20 protein-coding genes are annotated in these 16,839 nt (G+C 61.6%); 11 read left to right on the top strand and 9 right to left on the bottom strand.

Annotated elements, in window-relative coordinates; all coding sequences use genetic code 11:
* Positions 1-15 precede the first annotated feature (15 nt).
* From NCS03_RS18840 to NCS03_RS18850, 3 genes are read right to left on the bottom strand one after another with little or no spacing between them, the layout of a single operon-like run.
* Positions 16-723 carry an ABC transporter ATP-binding protein gene (locus tag NCS03_RS18840; RefSeq protein WP_249798690.1) on the bottom strand — a complete coding sequence of 236 codons (708 nt, stop codon included), beginning with the start codon at positions 721-723 and terminating at the stop codon, positions 16-18.
* The gene (locus NCS03_RS18845; protein ID WP_250529568.1) at positions 720-1,505 is read right to left on the bottom strand and encodes an ABC transporter ATP-binding protein; all 786 of its coding nucleotides are present in this window, start codon (positions 1,503-1,505) and stop codon (positions 720-722) included. Before NCS03_RS18845 ends, NCS03_RS18840 begins: the two co-directional genes overlap by 4 nt.
* Positions 1,502-3,382 (bottom strand): ABC transporter permease, encoded by a 1,881-nt coding sequence (locus tag NCS03_RS18850; RefSeq protein ID WP_250529569.1) that lies wholly within the window; start codon positions 3,380-3,382, stop codon positions 1,502-1,504. Before NCS03_RS18850 ends, NCS03_RS18845 begins: the two co-directional genes overlap by 4 nt.
* Before the next feature lie 201 nt (positions 3,383-3,583).
* Between NCS03_RS18850 and NCS03_RS18855 the strand changes: the two genes are divergently transcribed.
* The 3 genes from NCS03_RS18855 to NCS03_RS18865 all read left to right on the top strand — a co-directional run bounded on the left by NCS03_RS18855 (position 3,584) and on the right by NCS03_RS18865 (position 6,647).
* The gene (locus tag NCS03_RS18855; protein WP_008352906.1) at positions 3,584-3,775 is read left to right on the top strand and encodes a hypothetical protein; all 192 of its coding nucleotides are present in this window, start codon (positions 3,584-3,586) and stop codon (positions 3,773-3,775) included.
* Positions 3,776-3,922: 147 nt separating this feature from the next.
* The gene (locus tag NCS03_RS18860; protein WP_008352904.1) at positions 3,923-5,257 is read left to right on the top strand and encodes a glutamine synthetase family protein; all 1,335 of its coding nucleotides are present in this window, start codon (positions 3,923-3,925) and stop codon (positions 5,255-5,257) included.
* Positions 5,258-5,270: 13 nt separating this feature from the next.
* Positions 5,271-6,647 (top strand): aspartate aminotransferase family protein, encoded by a 1,377-nt coding sequence (locus NCS03_RS18865; protein WP_250529570.1) that lies wholly within the window; start codon positions 5,271-5,273, stop codon positions 6,645-6,647.
* Here the strand turns inward: NCS03_RS18865 and NCS03_RS18870 are convergent.
* Both NCS03_RS18870 and NCS03_RS18875 read right to left on the bottom strand, forming a co-directional pair.
* On the bottom strand, positions 6,631-7,527 hold the full coding sequence (locus NCS03_RS18870) for a LysR substrate-binding domain-containing protein (protein WP_008352900.1): 897 nt from the start codon (positions 7,525-7,527) through the stop codon (positions 6,631-6,633). The two genes, NCS03_RS18865 and NCS03_RS18870, sit on opposite strands and share 17 nt — an antisense overlap.
* Before the next feature lie 67 nt (positions 7,528-7,594).
* A complete protein-coding gene (locus tag NCS03_RS18875) occupies positions 7,595-8,548 on the bottom strand; it encodes a 2-hydroxyacid dehydrogenase (protein WP_250436036.1) in 954 nt (317 codons plus the stop codon).
* A 254-nt stretch (positions 8,549-8,802) separates the two neighbouring features.
* Between NCS03_RS18875 and NCS03_RS18880 the strand changes: the two genes are divergently transcribed.
* On the top strand, positions 8,803-10,185 hold the full coding sequence (locus NCS03_RS18880; protein WP_250458014.1) for an MFS transporter: 1,383 nt from the start codon (positions 8,803-8,805) through the stop codon (positions 10,183-10,185).
* A gap of 52 nt (positions 10,186-10,237) precedes the next feature.
* On the opposite strand, the gene NCS03_RS18885 is transcribed toward NCS03_RS18880, so the two are convergent.
* Positions 10,238-10,873: a TetR/AcrR family transcriptional regulator gene (locus NCS03_RS18885; RefSeq protein WP_175979518.1), complete on the bottom strand. Its 636-nt coding sequence runs from the start codon at positions 10,871-10,873 to the stop codon at positions 10,238-10,240.
* A gap of 151 nt (positions 10,874-11,024) precedes the next feature.
* Between NCS03_RS18885 and NCS03_RS18890 the strand changes: the two genes are divergently transcribed.
* The 4 genes from NCS03_RS18890 to folE all read left to right on the top strand — a co-directional run bounded on the left by NCS03_RS18890 (position 11,025) and on the right by folE (position 12,932).
* Positions 11,025-11,456, top strand: a complete 432-nt coding sequence (locus tag NCS03_RS18890) for a YybH family protein (protein ID WP_250521779.1) — start codon at positions 11,025-11,027, stop codon at positions 11,454-11,456.
* A 14-nt stretch (positions 11,457-11,470) separates the two neighbouring features.
* The gene (locus tag NCS03_RS18895; protein ID WP_008352892.1) at positions 11,471-11,914 is read left to right on the top strand and encodes a VOC family protein; all 444 of its coding nucleotides are present in this window, start codon (positions 11,471-11,473) and stop codon (positions 11,912-11,914) included.
* Positions 11,915-11,986: 72 nt separating this feature from the next.
* Complete coding sequence (locus NCS03_RS18900) at positions 11,987-12,190, top strand: hypothetical protein (RefSeq protein WP_008352891.1); 204 nt, start codon at positions 11,987-11,989, stop codon at positions 12,188-12,190.
* Between the two features lie 91 nt (positions 12,191-12,281).
* Positions 12,282-12,932: a GTP cyclohydrolase I FolE gene (gene folE / locus NCS03_RS18905; RefSeq protein ID WP_008352890.1), complete on the top strand. Its 651-nt coding sequence runs from the start codon at positions 12,282-12,284 to the stop codon at positions 12,930-12,932.
* Positions 12,933-13,003: 71 nt separating this feature from the next.
* On the opposite strand, the gene epsC is transcribed toward folE, so the two are convergent.
* On the bottom strand, positions 13,004-13,996 hold the full coding sequence (gene epsC, locus NCS03_RS18910) for a serine O-acetyltransferase EpsC (protein ID WP_239294389.1): 993 nt from the start codon (positions 13,994-13,996) through the stop codon (positions 13,004-13,006).
* Between the two features lie 111 nt (positions 13,997-14,107).
* The gene (locus NCS03_RS18915) at positions 14,108-14,341 is read right to left on the bottom strand and encodes a hypothetical protein (protein WP_008352888.1); all 234 of its coding nucleotides are present in this window, start codon (positions 14,339-14,341) and stop codon (positions 14,108-14,110) included.
* A gap of 287 nt (positions 14,342-14,628) precedes the next feature.
* Between NCS03_RS18915 and NCS03_RS18920 the strand changes: the two genes are divergently transcribed.
* Complete coding sequence (locus NCS03_RS18920; RefSeq protein ID WP_175979519.1) at positions 14,629-15,243, top strand: DUF3005 domain-containing protein; 615 nt, start codon at positions 14,629-14,631, stop codon at positions 15,241-15,243.
* A 75-nt stretch (positions 15,244-15,318) separates the two neighbouring features.
* On the opposite strand, the gene NCS03_RS18925 is transcribed toward NCS03_RS18920, so the two are convergent.
* Entirely contained in the window at positions 15,319-15,471 is a 153-nt protein-coding gene (locus tag NCS03_RS18925; protein ID WP_008352886.1) for a hypothetical protein, read from the bottom strand.
* Between the two features lie 152 nt (positions 15,472-15,623).
* Here NCS03_RS18925 and NCS03_RS18930 point away from each other — a divergent pair, with 152 nt between their 5' ends.
* Positions 15,624-16,076, top strand: coding sequence for a hypothetical protein (locus NCS03_RS18930; RefSeq protein WP_250440725.1), 453 nt, complete (start codon positions 15,624-15,626; stop codon positions 16,074-16,076).
* Positions 16,077-16,183: 107 nt separating this feature from the next.
* Positions 16,184-16,786, top strand: coding sequence for a short chain dehydrogenase (locus NCS03_RS18935; protein ID WP_175979582.1), 603 nt, complete (start codon positions 16,184-16,186; stop codon positions 16,784-16,786).
* The last annotated feature ends 53 nt before the right edge of the window (positions 16,787-16,839 follow it).

Raw genomic sequence — 16,839 nt, forward strand, 5'->3', positions numbered from 1 at the left:
CGTTTGAATGATCGTTTAAACACCGAGCAACTCGCGGCGCGCGGCATCGTCGCTCGCGAATGCGTGCATCGGGCCTTCATGGCGAATCTGCCCTTTTTCCAGCACATAAACGCGATCGCTGACGAGTTCCGCGAAATGCAGATTCTGTTCCGACAGCAGTATGGCGAGCCCTTCGCGCTTCAGTTCGAGAATCATATCGGCCATTTGTTCGACGATGACAGGCGCGACACCTTCCGATGGCTCATCGAGCAACACGAGGCGCGGATTGCCCATCAGTGTGCGCGATACGGTCAACATCTGCTGCTCGCCGCCGCTCATGCGGCTCGCGCGGCGATTGCGCATTTCGCCGAGATTCGGGAACACGCGAAAGAGCTTTTCGGGCGTCCACGATGGCGCATCTTCGCGCGGCGGCTGCCGGCCCGTGTCGAGGTTCTCCATCACCGTGAGATCGCCGAACACGCGGCGATCTTCGGGCACGTAACCCAGCCCCTTGCGCGCGATGCGATGCGGCGCCATGCCCGCGATGTCTTCGCCCATGAACGACACCGCGCCCGATATGCGCGGCAGAAGACCCATGACGGCTTTCATCGTCGTGGACTTGCCCGCGCCGTTGCGGCCCATCAGCGCGACCACTTCGCCTCGTCCGACTTCGAAGCCGACATCGAACAGTATTTGCGCGCGGCCATGGAACGCATTCAACGCATCGACTTTGAGCAGCGTCATGACGATGCCCCCGCATTCAACGCCGCACGCGGCGCATACGATGCGCCCGTGCCGAGATAGACCTCGCGCACGCGGGCATCGTTGCGGATCGCTTCCGCATCGCCTTGTGCGATGAGACGTCCGCGCGCGAGCACGATCAGCTTATCCGCATGTGAAAAGACCACGTCCATGCTGTGCTCCGTGAACAGCACGCCGATGTTGCGCTCTTTCGCGAGACGCGCGGTGAGCGTCATCAATTCATTGCGTTCCTGTGGCGCCATGCCAGCGGTCGGTTCGTCCATCAACAAGAGCTTCGGATGATTTGCAAGCGCGATAGCAAGCTCGACGCGCTTCACGTCGCCGTATGCGAGCACCGCGCAACTGCGGCGCGCATGCATCGCCATGCCGACGAGATCGAGCAACGCCATCGCTTCGTCTTCCCTCCACGATTCGACGCGCCCGAACAGCCTGTAGATGCGCCGCTCGCGCGAAAGCAATGCCATCTGCACGTTTTCGAGTACGGTCATCGAATTGAAGGTCGCGGCGATCTGAAACGTGCGCGCGACGCCACGCCGCCAGATATCGCGCGGACGCATACCCGCGATATCGTGACCGTCGAAGCGGATCGCGCCGGAAGTCGGCTTGAGCTGACCGTTGATCATGTTGAAGCACGTCGATTTGCCCGCACCGTTCGGACCGATGAGCGCGAGCAATTGACCGGCTTCGAGATCGAATGAAACGTCGTCGACGGCGTGCACACCGTCGAACGACTTCGAGAGATGCGCGACGGATAGCAGGCTCATTGCGCCTCCCTGAAAAAGCGCTCGCGCACGAAACCCGCGATGCCTTGCGGAAACGCGATGACGAGCACGAGGATCGCCGCGCCGAGCAGCGCTTGCCAGTAGTCGGTCTGACGCGCGACGGCATCCTGCAGCCAGTTGAACACGCTCGCGCCGACGATCGGACCGGCAAGCGTCTGGATGCCGCCGAGCAGGACCATCACGAGGCCGTCGACGGAGCGGCCCACGCTGATCGCTTCCGGCGAGATGTTGCCCTTCGAGAACGCATAGAGCGAACCCGCGAGCCCGCACACGAGCGCCGCGACGATGAACGCGGCCCACTGCACGCGCGCGACGTTCACGCCGATCGCTTCGGCGCGCAACGGCGAATCGCGACCGGCGCGCATCGCGAGACCGAGCGGCGAGAAAAGCATGCGCCGCAAAAGCCATACGCCGATGACGGCGAAGAAGAGCGTGAGGTAGTAGAACGCGACGGGAGACGATAGCCACGGCGACGGCCAGATGCCCAATATGCCGTTGCTGCCGCCCGTCACGGCATCCCATTGAAAGACGACGGACCAGACGATCTGCGCGAACGCGAGCGTGAGCATCGCGAGATACACGCCCGATAAGCGCACGCAAAACCAGCCGAACACGATCGCGCCGATGCCCGCAATCAGCGGCCCGAGCACGAGCGCGGCTTCCATTGGTAACGCGAATACCTTGAGAAACAGCGCCGCGCCGTATGCGCCGAGGCCGAAGTACGCCGCATGACCGAACGAGTGCATGCCGCCCGGTCCCATGATGAAGTGCAGGCTCGCGGCGAACAGCACCGCGATCATGATCTCGACGAACAGCACGGGCATGTACGGAAACGCATCGGCGGCGAGCGGCGCGAGCGCAAGCGCGATCACGGCGATGAACGCCGCGATCCTCATGTTTCGCGTGGCGGGTAGCAAAGGCCGGTCGGCGGGCGCGGCGGAACGTGCGATCGTCTGCGGACGGCCGAAGAGTCCCCACGGACGCAGCACGAGCACGACCGCCATTACGACGAACTCGGCGACGAGCGTGAACTTCGACAGCGAGAAGCCGACGCCCATGATCGTTATGTTCCCGATGCCGATGCACATCGCCTTGATTTCGGCGATCAATAGCGCCGCGACGAACGCGCCCGGAATCGAGCCCATGCCGCCGACCACGACGACGACGAACGCATTGCCGATGGTCTCCATATCGAGCGAAAGATTCGCCGACATGCGCGGCACCTGCAGCGCGCCGCCGAGTCCCGCAAGCATCGCGCCGACGAAGAACACGCCGGTAAAGAGCCACGCCTGATTGACGCCGAGCGCGCCGAGCATCTCGCGATCCGCGCTCGCCGCGCGCACGAGCGTGCCCCAGCGCGTGCGCGCGAGCGCATACCAGAGCATGAACAGCACAAGCGGGCCGATGACGATCAGCGCGAGATCATAGGTGGGCAACGCATGACCGAGCAGCTGCACCGCGCCTTCGAGATGCGGTGCGCGCGGGCCGAACAGATCTTCCGGTCCCCAAAGCCACAGCGCCGCATCGCGAATGATGAGCACGAGCGCGAACGTGGCAAGCAGATGAAACAACTCCGGCGCGCGATAGATGCGCCTCAGCACGCTCACTTCTATTACTGCGCCGATCGCGCCGACCAATAGCGCGGCGCCCGCGATCGACGCCCAGAACCCCGCGACGCTTTCGCCGAAGCGGCTCGTCAGGCTGTACGCGACATACACGCCGAGCATATAGAGCGAGCCGTGCGCGAAGTTGACGATGCGCGTGACGCCGAAGATCAGCGACAGTCCCGAAGCGACGAGAAAGAGCGCAGAAGCATCGGCGAGGCCGTTGACGAGTTGAACGAGCAGGTTGGAGAGCATCGGCTCTGTGAGCATTTCGGCGGTAAGAGCCGACATTATCGATGAATTGCGCAACCTTCTCGTGGCGCGACAGAAACATCCCGCGTGAAAACCACTGGAAAAAACGTATTGACGGCGTTTATGTCTCGTATATGCTCGCTGAGGGGCAATTGTCGGCATGGGCAATCGCTCTGCAAATCCACTCGACCAACGAGTCTTATCGTGAAAGTCCAAAGCCCTCTGGCACGCAGGAGCCATCACTCCCGCGCCGATCGCTGCGGCAAGCTTCCCGATCGCCGCTTCCTGTCGGTTCTGACCGTCCTCTCCCGCCGCTGCGTGCGGCGTCGCAACGCGATTTCCGCGCGCGCGTTCATCGCCGTGCATTGCGTCGGCGCGGCTTCGCTGCTGCCGTAGCGCCTCCTCTCGTTTTCTCCTCGAGCTGCTGTTGGTCCGCGCGCGTGCGCCCGCACGCGTGAACGCGCGCGTCCTGCTTCTTCGCGCATTCGCGATGCATCGCGAAGGCCGTGGACGCGTGCGCCCTATCGAAACGTGAGAACGAACATGGAACGCATCGACGAATTCCTGCGAAAACATCGCATCACCGAAGTTGAAGCGATCATTCCCGACATGGCCGGCACCGCGCGCGGCAAGATCATTCCGCGCAGCAAGTTCGAATCGGGCGAAGCGATGCGCCTGCCGCAAGCCGTGATGATCCAGACCGTGACGGGCGACTATCCCGTCGATGGCAGCTTCACCGGCGTCACCGATCCCGACATGGTCTGCGTGCCCGATCCCGCGACGATCCGCCTGATTCCGTGGGCCACCGATCCGACCGCGCAAGTCATCCACGATTGCGTGCATTTCGACGGCACGCCTGTCGCCATTTCGCCGCGTCGCGTGCTGCGCGAAGTGCTTCATAAATTCGCCGCCAAGGGCTGGCGGCCTGTCGTCGCGCCCGAACTCGAGTTCTTTCTCGTCGACATGAATCGCGATCCCGATCTGCCATTGCAACCGCCGGTCGGCAGAACGGGGCGCGCGGAAACGGGGCGTCAGGCGTACTCGATCGATGCCGTCAACGAGTTCGATCCGCTTTTCGAAGACATCTATGAATACTGCGAGATGCAGGAGCTCGAAGTGGATACGCTGATTCACGAAGTGGGCGCGGCGCAGATGGAAATCAACTTTCTGCATGGCGATCCGCTCAATCTCGCGGACCGCGTGTTTCTTTTCAAACGCACGGTGCGCGAGGCCGCGCTGCGCCACAAGATGTACGCGACCTTCATGGCGAAGCCGATGGAAAACGAACCCGGTTCGGCGATGCATGTGCATCAGAGCCTCGTCGATGACGAGACCGGCCGCAATCTCTTCACCAATCGCGAAGGCGAACCGACGGGACTCTTCTATAGCTACATCGCGGGCTTGCAGAAATACACGCCCGCGCTCATGCCGATCTTCGCGCCGTATATCAACTCTTATCGCAGGCTATCGCGCTTCATGGCCGCGCCGATCAACGTGCAATGGGGCTATGACAACCGCACCGTCGGCTTTCGCGTGCCGCACTCGTCGCCGCAGGCACGACGCATCGAGAATCGCATTCCGGGCGTCGATTGCAATCCGTATCTCGCGATTGCCGCCACGCTCGCCGCGGGTTATCTCGGCATGACGCAACATCTCGAACCGACCGAACCGCTCGCGAGCGATGGTTATCGCCAGCCTTATCAATTGCCGCGCAATCTCGACGAAGGCCTCACGCTGATGGGCGCTTGCGAGCCGCTTGCCGAAATGTTCGGCGAGAAGTTCGTGCGCGCCTATCTCGCGCTGAAGGAAACCGAATACGAAGCGTTCTTCCGCGTGATCAGTTCGTGGGAACGCAAGCATCTGCTATTGCACGTTTGAAGGAGCCGACAACATGAACGATCGAATCGATTCGACGGCGCATTACCGCGCGCTCGACGCCGCGCATCATCTGCATCCGTTCTCCGATATGGGCGCGCTCAATCGCGCGGGCAGCCGCGTGATCGTGAAGGCCGAAGGCGTGTATCTGTGGGATTCGGAGGGAACGCGCATCATCGACGGCATGGCGGGCTTGTGGTGCGTGAACGTCGGCTATGGACGCCGCGAACTCGCCGATGCCGCACTGAAACAGATGCAGGAACTGCCTTACTACAACACCTTCTTCAAGACGACGCATCCGCCGATCATCGAGTTATCGGCGATGCTTGCCGATGTCGCGCCCGCGAAGTTCAATCACTTTCTCTATTGCAACAGCGGATCGGAGGCCAACGATACGGCGCTGCGCGCCGTGCATCGCTATTGGGCAGTGCAAGGACAAACGAAAAAACGCTATGTCATCGCGCGAGCGAATGCGTATCACGGCTCGACGATCGCGGGCGCAACGCTCGGCGGCATGAGCTATATGCACGAGCAGATGCCATCGAAGATGGAGCATGTCGCGCATATCGATCAGCCTTACTGGTTCGGTGAAGGCGGCGCGATGAACGAAGAGGAATTCGGCATTGCGCGTGCGCGTCAGCTCGAAGATATGATCGTCGAACTCGGCGCGGAGAACGTCGCCGCTTTTATCGGCGAGCCGTTTCAGGGCGCGGGCGGCGTGATCTTTCCGCCATCGACTTATTGGCCGGAGATCGCGCGCATCTGCCGCAAGCATGACGTGCTCTTGATCGCCGATGAAGTGATCGGCGGCTTCGGCCGCACAGGCGAGTGGTTCGCGCACGAGCACTTCGGCTTCGAGCCGGATGTCATCACGATCGCAAAAGGTCTTACGAGCGGCTATGTGCCGATGGGCGCCGTCGCGCTATCGGATCGCATCGCGAATGCAATCGTGAATGGCGGCGAATTCAATCACGGCTTCACGTATTCGGGGCATCCGGTCGCGGCTGCGGTGGCCGTGGCTAACCTTAAGTTGCTGCGAGACGAAGGCATCGTCGCGCGCGTAAAGCACGATGCGGGGCCGTACTTTCAAAAGCGATTGCGCGAAGCGTTAAGCGATCATGCGATCGTCGGTGAAATTGCGGGCACGGGGCTCGTCGCCGGCATTCAGCTTGCCGAAGATCGCGCGACGAAAAAGCGCTTTGCCAATGGCGACGATATCGGCACGATATGCCGCGACTTCTGTTTCGCGGGCAATCTCGTGATGCGCGCGAGTCACGATCGCATGTTGCTTTCGCCGCCGCTCGTCGTCACGCATGACGAGATCGACGAAATCGTCGATAAAGCTCGCGCCGCCATCGATGCGACCGCGCGCGCGATCACGCACGCCGCGTAGCGAAGTATTCCGCCGCCATGTGCCTAAACGCCGTGACGGCGGGATTGTCTTGATCGGCACGCCACGCCATGCTCATTTCGGCCTGAACGGCGTTGCCCGCAATTTCCCTGAACTCGACACTGTCGTAATGAAACCGTTGCGACGATGCGGGCAGAATCGATACGCCCAGCCCTGCACGCACGAGCGAAAGAATGGTCGGCGTCTGATCGATGTATTGCGTGAAGTGCGGCTTCACTTCATCGGCGACGAGCATGCTCATGATGCGGTCGTAGAAGTATTTGCCGTGCGTGGGCGAATGCATGATGAAGGGCTGCTCGTGCAACTGCGTGAGTTCGAGCCGGTCGAAACGGCACAGCGCGTGTCCCGCAGGCAATGCGACGATCATCGGCTCGCGGTCGACGAGAAGAAACTCCACTTTCTGCCGCGAAGGCAGCGGCCGCATGAAGCCGAGATCGATCGCGTTTGCCTCGAAGGCTTCGATCTGCGCGACGGAAATCATCTCGAGCAGCACGACGTCGATATCGGGCAAATCGCGCTTCGCAGCGACGAGCAGTTCGGGTATCAGCTCATAGCCCGCCGCGCCCGTGAAGCCAATGCGTACGCGCCCCGTCTTGCCCTTGCTCGCGCGCCTCACGGTGCTTTCGGCTTGCTCGGAAAGATTGAGCAGGCGCGTTGCATCGGCGAGAAACACGCGCCCTTCGGTCGTCAGCTTGACCGTGCGCCCGACGCGCTCGAACAGCTTCACGCCGAGGTTTTCTTCGAGCAGATGAATCTGTCTGGAAAGCGGCGGCTGCGTCATGTTGAGCAGCGCGGCCGCGCGCCTGAAGTTCAGTTCCGTCGCGGCCGCAACGAAGCAACGTACTTGTCCGAGATCGAGCATTCGTAATCGACGTTGAGGTGATGGCCGATCATTATATGTTCGCCCCGGACGCGTTCATGCGCGTGCGTCAGGTCGTGAGGCTGCCTTCGGGGCGCTGTCCCGCAAGAGCCTGAGCGAGACTCGCGAGCACCATCTCGCCCATCGCCGTGCGCGATTCGACCGTTGCGCTCGCGCGATGCGCCTGCAGCACGACGCGATCCATGCCGAACAATTCGGCCGGCACATTCGGCTCATCGACGAAAACATCCAGGCCCGCGCCCGCGATCACGCCACGCGACAGCGCTTCGACGAGATCGCTTTCCTCGACGAGCTTGCCGCGCGCGATGTTGATGAGATAGCCGTCCTTGCCCAACGCATCGAGCACGGCCGCATTAACGATGCCCTTCGCTTTATCGGCTGCCGCGGCGAGCACGAGAATGTCGCTCTCGCGCGCAAGCGACAGCAGATCGGGCACGAAGCGATAGTCGATATCGTCCATCGCGCGTACATCGGTATAAGCGATCGGACAACCGAACGCGGCGGCGCGTTGCGCAATCGCGCGGCCCACCTTGCCGAGGCCCACGATGCCCACGCGCTTGCCGCTGAATCGGCGCGACAACGGAATCGCGCTCGGGCTCGGGTTGTTCACCCACTTGCCGGTCTTCACGAAATCGTTGCCGGGGCAGATCTCGCGCAGCGTGGTCAGGATGAGACCGATGGCGAGATCGGCAACATCTTCGGTCAACGCGCCGAACGTACCCGTCACCGGCAAACCGCGCGAGCGCGCGAATTCGAGGTCGACGGCATCGGTGCCGACGCCGTTCACCGCGATCACCTGCAATGCAGGCAAGCGTTCGATGAGATCGTTGGCGATGCCCGTATGTCCGCCGGTAATCACGCCGCGAATCGAAGCGCCGTGTTCGCGGATATACGCGTCCTTGTCTTCCTGCTCGAACAGCCGATGCATCGTATAAAGCGCATTCAGCTTTTCATTGATGGCCGGTACGAGGATGGGATTGAGTTGCAGAATGCTCGGCTTCAATTCGCGTGCTCCATGGTGTTCGTTGCGATGTGGAGCGGATCATGTCTGCTTTCGGCGATAACGTCCAATCCCAAAACGCTATCAATTGATCCACGAATCGACGCATTGCATGCCGCGCTTCGATCGATTCAATCCGGGAATCAGGTAATAGCAATAAAAGATTGGACGCTCTTGCCCACGCTCCCCACAATTCGAAACATCGGAAGGCACATCGACAATAAAGCCTTGCACATAACATCGGAGACAACAGCGCAATGAACAACGCTGACGGCATCGTCGCTTCCTCGAAAGCGGAACCTGTTGCGGAGAAACACACGAAACACCGCTGGGTCGTGATGGGACTGATCTTCTGCATCTGGGCGATCGCGTGCGCGGATCGCGCCAACTTCGGCATCGCGCTGCCGTATCTGAAGAGGGAATATCACATCACCAATACCGAGGCCGGTCTCATCGTGAGCCTGTTCTCCTTCGCTTATGGCTTTGTGCAGATTCCCGTCGGCCTCCTCTACAAGCGACTCAGCGAAAAGACCACCGGCCTGCTGTTTTCCGTCTTCATGATTCTCACGTCGGTATTCACCGGATTGATGGGCACGACATCGTCGGTGTTTCTGCTGATGGCGTATCGCGTGGGTCTCGGCTTGTCGGAAGGACCGCTCGGCATCGGCTGCACCAACGTCATCAACCGATGGTTCCCCGCAAAGGAAAAAGGCACGGCCACCGGCCTGTGGATCGCCGCATCGAAGCTCGGGCCGCTGATCGTGCCGTCGGTGTGCATCATCGTGATCCAGTTGTGGGGATGGCGCGAGATCTTCTATGTGTTCGCGGTGCCGGGCATTCTGCTCGCCGTCGTATGGATGTTCTTCGTGACGAACTCGCCCAGCGAGAATCGCTTCTGCTCGCCCGCCGAGCGCCGCTACATCGCCGATGAAACGACCGTCGGCAGCAACGGCGGCAAGTCGCTGTCGCGCGCGCGCATGACGCCGATGCCCCGGCTCGACGCTATCAATCGCACGAAGCGCGTGCCGCAGCTCGAAACGATTCGCCAGGTCTTCGGCTCGTGGAATATCTTCGGCATCGCGCTGGGCTATGGCTGCATGATCGGCATCAGCAACATCTTCATCTCGTGGATTCCCACTTATCTCGTGACAGTGAAGGGCTTCGCTTCGGTGAAGATGGGCTTCCTTGCATCGGCGCCTTTCATCGGCGCGGTGACGGGCAACATGCTCGGCGGCATCATCTCCGATCGTCTGCTTGGCGGACGCCGCAAACCGATGATGATGCTCGGCGCGCTCGGCACGATGCTGATGACCTTCCTGCTGATCGATGCGCCCGACAGCGTCGCCTATCTCGGCGCGGCGCTGATGCTCGCGGGCCTGATGCTCGGCATCGGCTTCGCAGGCTACTCCGCGTATCCGATGGGTCTAGCAACCAAGGCCACCTATCCGACGGCGTTCGGCATCGTGAACTCGGTCGGACAAATCGGCGGCGCCTGCGCTCCGCTCGCGGTCGGCCTGCTGCTCGACAGCTATAACTGGACCGCGGTCTTCCTGTACATGGTCGGGACCGCGACGCTGTGCCTGCTCTTGTTGCTCAGCGTGGTCGAACCGATAACCGACTCATCGGAACCGGCGAAATGAAATTCAGTTGATTCGATGATGCTTCGCGCCGCTCCTCGCGGCGCAATTTCTTTCAAAGACCGCTCTCGACCATATCGAGAAGCCGCTCGGCAAGCGGTTCGATCTGCGTGCGCTTCAGCCCCTGCAAAGGGCCTTCGATCAGCAAGAGCGCGAAGCCGTGCACCGCGCTCCATGCTAGATATTCCGCTTCGGGCCGGCGTTTCGCTTCGAGCGCGCCCGCCTCGACCATGTCGTCCAGCGCGCGGCTCAGCAACTCGAACGGATCGAGACCGCCCGGCCCCGCGCCATAGGTTTCCTCGTGTTCCGTCCATTCCGTTTGCGGCGCCGCGAACGCCGTGCGAAACAATCCCGCTTCCTTTTGCGCAAAACGAAGATATCCCGTGCCGATGGCGCGCAAACCCGCGCGCGCCGCATCGGCACGGCGGCGCTTCTTCGGGCGCGACGCGAGTTCCTCTTCCATTGCTTGCGCGACGAATGACAGCGCCGCCGAGCGTACCGCCGATAGCAATTCCTGACGGCTCCCGAAGTGACGATAGGCCGCGTTCGGCACGACGCCCGCCCGGCGCGTGGCTTCCCGCAAGACGATCGCGTCGGGGCCGCCTTCGCGCGCGAGTTCGATTCCCGCATCGATCAGCGCGCGTCGCAAATCGCCATGTCGATAGGTGCTGCGCGGCTTGCCATTTGTCATTTTGATTCGTGTGACTTCGATTATGTGGACACTGTTCATTATCTCTGCTACTTTTTGTGGACGGTGTACACAACACAAAAAATAGTTCTGCATCGGTGTTTGCCGTTGCATTGTCGCGACGCGGCGGCATCGTATGCGAAAGGAGGTTCGCATGGCGAATACAAATGATCGTACGGATCCGCATGACGATATCGCGCGCATCCGCGAAATGATCGAGGCGTGGCGGCAGGCAGTGCTGGCGAAAGACGTCGATACGCTCGTCAGCCACTACGCGCCGGATGTCGTCGTGTTCGACGTCGTGCCGCCCGCGTCGATCAGGGGCATCGAGCACTATCGCGAGAACTGGCGGCGCTGGTTCCACAGCATGAAAGCCCCGCTCTCATTCGAAATGCGGGAAGTGGAAGTCGCCGCGAGCGGCGATCTGGCTTACGCGCACTCCGTCAACCGCGTCGCCGTGGGCGAACAGGAGGACATCGTGCGCGCGACCGTGTGCTTCAGAAAGATCGATGGCGACTGGCGTGTCGTGCACGAGCACGCATCGGTGCCGCTCATGATGGATATGGACCCTGACGAAACGTCATAACTCAAGGAGCAGTCATGCAAGTGCAACCCTATTTGTTTTTCGAAGGCCGCTGCGAGGAAGCGATCACGTTCTATCGCGAGAACCTGGGCGCGCAAGTCGTCATGATGATGCGCTTCAGCGAAAACCCCGACGCCGGCAAGGCCGAAGCCGCGAGCGGTTGCGGCGTGCCGTCGGGATCGGAAAACAAGATCATGCATGCGGCGTTCACCATCGGCGATTCAATGGTGATGGGCTCCGACGGCATGTGCAGCGGCAACACCGAATTCAAGGGCGTATCGCTTTCGCTCACGGCCGATGACGAACAGCAGGCGGAAAAATACTTCAACGCGCTATCGAACGGCGGCCAGGTGCAGATGCCGATGACGCAAACCTTCTTCGCCAAGCGCTTCGGCATGGTGACGGACAAATTCGGCGTCAACTGGATGGTGCTCGGCGGCGTCGAAGGTCAGCCGCAATAAGCATGCGACGACCGTCCGGCTGGAACGCGGCTTGCGCGCCTTTCATCGCATCGATTCGAAAGGAGGCGCACCATGAGCAACTACGCCGGACGTTCTCAGGAAGACCGTATCGCGCAACGCAAGGGCAATAAGCAGACAGCGCAGGAACAGCCGGGCGGAAACATGGCCGAACCCGGCACGGAGCCCAACAAGGACCATAGCAGCGGCGTGCTGACGGAAGAAGGCAAGCAGGTGTGGCGCACGGGTTCGGGCATCGACGGTGGGGGAAAGACCTGACATCCGTATCGGCCTTCTGAAACGTGAAACAATGGCGGGGTGCCAAAAATATCGCATGTACTATTTGCACCTTGACTCATAGGAGCTTTCGATGAGCGCCCCGCGCAAAAACAATCTTTCAGGTTCGGACATGCCTGCTGATGGAGCCGATCGTCCGACCCGCGAGGAAGCCGAAGCCGCTGTCCGTGTTCTGTTGCGCTGGGCGGGCGACGACCCGCGCCGCGAAGGCCTGCTCGATACACCGGGCCGCGTCGTGCGCGCATATGAAGAGTTTTTTGCGGGCTATACGCAGAATCCGCATGACATCCTCGCTCGCACGTTCTCGGAAGTGCAAGGCTATGACGAAATGATCGTCCTGAAGGACATTCGTTTCGAGAGCTATTGCGAGCATCACATGGTGCCAATCATCGGCCGCGCGCATGTCGCTTATCTGCCGAACAAACGCGTCGTCGGCATTTCGAAGCTCGCGCGTCTCGTCGACGCCTTCGCGAAGCGTCTGCAGATTCAGGAGAAGATGACCGCGCAGATCGCCGATACGCTGAACGAAGTGCTGCAGCCGCTCGGCGTCGGTGTCATTCTGGAAGCCGCGCATCAATGCATGTCGACGCGAGGCGTGCACAAGGCGGGCGTGTCGATGGTCACCTCGCGCATGCTCGGATCATTCCGCGACGATCCATCGACGCGTCGCGAGTTTCTTGCCATCGTCGGCAATCAGAACGCGTTCAGCGTGTCGAATACGTAAGGCCGCCGCAAGCAAAGCGCACGCGCGAACGCAAACGCAAGCAAACAAAAAAGGGCCTCGCGGCCCTTTTTTCATGCGCCGAATCCGTTGCCCGGCGTGCCCGGTCCCGAACCTTCGCGAATCTTGCCCTGCGATACGTTGCTGCCCGGCGGCACGCTATGCGTGAGCCACACATTGCCGCCGATGACCGAGCCTTTGCCGATGGTCACGCGGCCGAGAATTGTCGCGCCCGCGTAGATGACGACATCGTCCTCCACGATCGGATGCCGTGCGTTGCCTTTGACGAGCGCGCCATCGCTCGTCGAAGGAAAGCTCTTCGCGCCGAGCGTCACGGCTTGATAGACGCGCACATGCTGGCCGATCACCGCCGTCTCGCCGATCACGACGCCCGTGCCGTGATCGATGAAAAAGCTCGGCCCGATGGTCGCGCCCGGGTGAATGTCGATGCCCGTCAGCGAATGCGCGATCTCGTTGATGAAGCGCGCGAGCAAGGGCACGCCGAGCTTGTGCAACGCATGCGCGAGACGATGATGCGTCATCGCCCAGACGCCCGGATAACACAGCAGGATCTCGGTGATGTGCTGCGCCGCCGGATCGCCGGTGAAAGCAGCTTGTATGTCGCTTACGAGCAGCGCGCGGATATGCGGCAACTGCGCGCCGAACTCGCGCGCGATCGCGAAGGCTTGCGCCGAGAGATCGGCTTCGCTCGTATCGCGATGTTCGGGGAGGAAGCGCAGCGCGCGGCGAATCTGTTCGCGCAACAGACGCAAGTTGGTTTCGAGCGTTTGCCCGACATAGTAGTCGACGCTTTCGTCGGTCAGATCGGGCGCGCCGTAATGCGTGGGAAAGAGCGCCGAGCGCAGGCCGTTGACGATCCCGACGATGGCCTCGCGTGAAGGCAGTTCACGTATGCCGAGCGGATGCCGCGTGCGATGAAGCTCTTCGCGCGACTGGCGCAAGTCCGCGACGATGCGGGCGAGGCCCCATTCCTGAGGCGTGTCGAGCGCGGTGTCGCGGGATGTTTCGAGCGGCGGTACTGCGCCGAACGTGGGCATGTTCTGCATGTCGGGCAAGAAGCGAGGGACGGATTAAACGACAAGCGTAACCGGTTTTGCGAAAGCCTGCCGTCCGGCCGATCGCGCACCCGCGTCCCCGATGCTCGCGCGGAACATCGCTCAGGCTGTGACGTTGCTTGCGTCGATCCAGCGCACGGCCCAGTCGCGCGCGTGCGCGATGGCTTCGCCTTCGTTGCGGAATCGCAGCTCCGAAGGAAAGAATCGGTTCGCGACGAGCTCGCCATCGCTCGATCGCGAGATCACCACGTACGGCTGGTAGCTGCCATCTCCGGCCCGGGCGGGCGCGCAGTTTAGAAGGTAGCCTCGATGTGAAAAGGCTGCATCGTGTTGCATGAGTCACCTGTGTGAAAGTGCCCTGCTCGTTCGAATCGCATTGCTCTTTTTCGACGGCAAGGTAACGCGCCCTCCTGATTGCTCGAGTTTCGCGTATTGCGCTTTGCCGCCGACAGGTTCCAAATAATACTTGCAGGAAATCGGCTTGGGGTCGAAAAAAGGCCTGAAATTTTAAGTATCTCCGAAGGCGCTCTCCGGCAAGGCTCGCGGTTCCGTCGCCAAATATCCGGAACGAGTCTTGCGTGAGGGCTTGGTCAATTCAGGTCCAACTGCAACGGAGCAATGCGATGAACAACGCTGAATCAAACGATCCGCAGAATAAGCAGAAGGAGCAGGTCGCCGACAGTCCGATCAAGACGCCCGGCGCGGAAACCGCTCACGTGAAGATGAGCGATGCGAACAAGGCCGCAGCGGGCGGCGAAGCGCACGCGGGCGCGGGCGCCGGTGCGAAGACGGAGACGACGAAGGCAGGCATGCATGTCGGCCCGCAAGGTCTCTATGAGAAGCCGCCGCGCGGCGTCGATGTCGCCAACGACGACGGACTCGACGACACCGTCGATGCCGACGCGAAGAGCATTCATGCGCGACGCGAAGCGGAAATGCTCGCGCGCGAGCCGGATTCCGTCATCACTTCGAATGCGACGACCGTGAACTTCGTACCCGAACCGGGCGATGGTCTCGGCGGCTTCGACAGCCGTCCCGGCCGCAATGGCGTGTTGCTTGCGCTGGAGCGGGGCTATCGCCTGATCGATCGCGGCATGGTCGCGCCGACGGTGCCCGAGGTCGAAGACAAGGTGCGTTTCGAAGGACGCGACCCGCACGGCCACACCTTGCGCGGACGCAAGCACTACGCGCTGAATCATCTGCGTCCGTCGCGGCTCTTCGAGCTCGAACGGAAATGAGCACGACCGCCGTCGCGCATAAGCAAAGAGCCGCATGGACTATGCGGCTCTTTTTACTTGCGTGGGCTTCGCGCGTTACTTTTTTTCTTCCTTCTCGTCATCGGTTTCGATGCGCGTCACGCCGCCCGTTGCAGGCGGATCGCTCGCGGGGAACGTGTCTTCGACTGCCTTGTCGAGATCTTCGTCGTCACGTTCCGAATGCGGATTCTGTTCCTTCAGATTGCCCATCGTCTGCTCCTTTGCTCGTTGCTGATCGACGTAATGGGAAGCAACGCGCGTTCCCCGAACGTGGCACGGCGTATGCTCAGGGACACGGCGAACGAAGCGCCGCAGCGCAACATACATCGCCGGCGCACGAGAGTCGATAAAGGGGAAACCACATGACGACCCACGCATACGACGGTTACACGCAAGAGACCGAAGAGACCACGCAACTTGAACCGGCTACGCGCCACGCCGTTACGCCCGAGCAGCGCTTTACATCGGCGATCGCGTGTCTCGGCGCGGCCTGGGCGCTGTCATGGGCCGAGTTCGCATTGGCGCTCGCCATCGGGCTTCCAGGCGATGCATCGAGCCATCCGCTCGCCGCGATGGTCGCGTCGCGGGTGCTCGTCGGCCTGCTCTATGTGTGCGTTGCATCACGCCTGCAATGGGCGCGCTGGCTGACCGTCGTGCTCGGATTCGTGTCCGTCGCCCTCGTCGCGCCGACCCTTGCGCTGCAATGGCATATCTTTCCGGCGGCCGCGTTCGTCTGCGGCGTCGGACTCGTCTGCAAGTTCGCGGCGTCGCTCTATCTTCTTTCGCCGATGCCAGGACGCCTCGCGACGCACTAGCCATTCGAAACTCGCGGTTTGCAATCCTTGAAGCGGACGCGGCTTTTTCGCGCGTCCGTCCGCTCGCACAATGCATGACCACCTTCAACGTCATCCATGCGAGCCCGATCATGAAAATCGCTGTCATTGGTGCAACCGGCACGGTCGGCCAGGCGGTCGTCGCCGAATTGAAAGCCCGTCACGAAGTCATCGAAATCGGTGCGACGCGCGGGGCGCATCGCGTCGATCTGCTCGATCTCGACAGCATCAGAAAGCTCTTCGAAACCATCGGCAAAGTGGATGCGATCGTCGCGACCGCCGGTCATGTGCACTTCGGCCCGCTCGTGAAGATGACGCCGGAGCAATTCCGTCTCGGTCTCAACGACAAGCTGATGGGCCAGGTCAATCTCGTGCTCACCGCGCGCGATTACCTGAACGACGGCGGCTCGTTCACGTTGACGAGCGGCATCGTCGGCGCGGAGCCGATTCGCGAGGGCGCGAGCGCGGCGGCGGTCAACGGCGCGATCGAAGGCTTCGTGCGCGGCGCGGCGATCGAACTGCCCCGCGGCCTGCGCATCAACGTCGTGAGTCCGACGATGCTCGAAGAGGCGCGCGAAAGCTTCGGCCCGTATTTTCGCGGTTTCGAGGCCGCGAGCGGCGCGCGCGTGGCGCTGGCGTACAGCCGCAGTGTCGAGGGCGCGGAGACGGGGCGCATCTATACCGTCCACTGACACTTGCGCGCGCGAAGTGTGCATGGAGCGCGACGCATCGATCGCTTATGCTC

The organism is Caballeronia sp. ATUFL_F1_KS4A, from assembly GCF_023630905.1.
GTDB lineage: Bacteria > Pseudomonadota > Gammaproteobacteria > Burkholderiales > Burkholderiaceae > Caballeronia > Caballeronia zhejiangensis.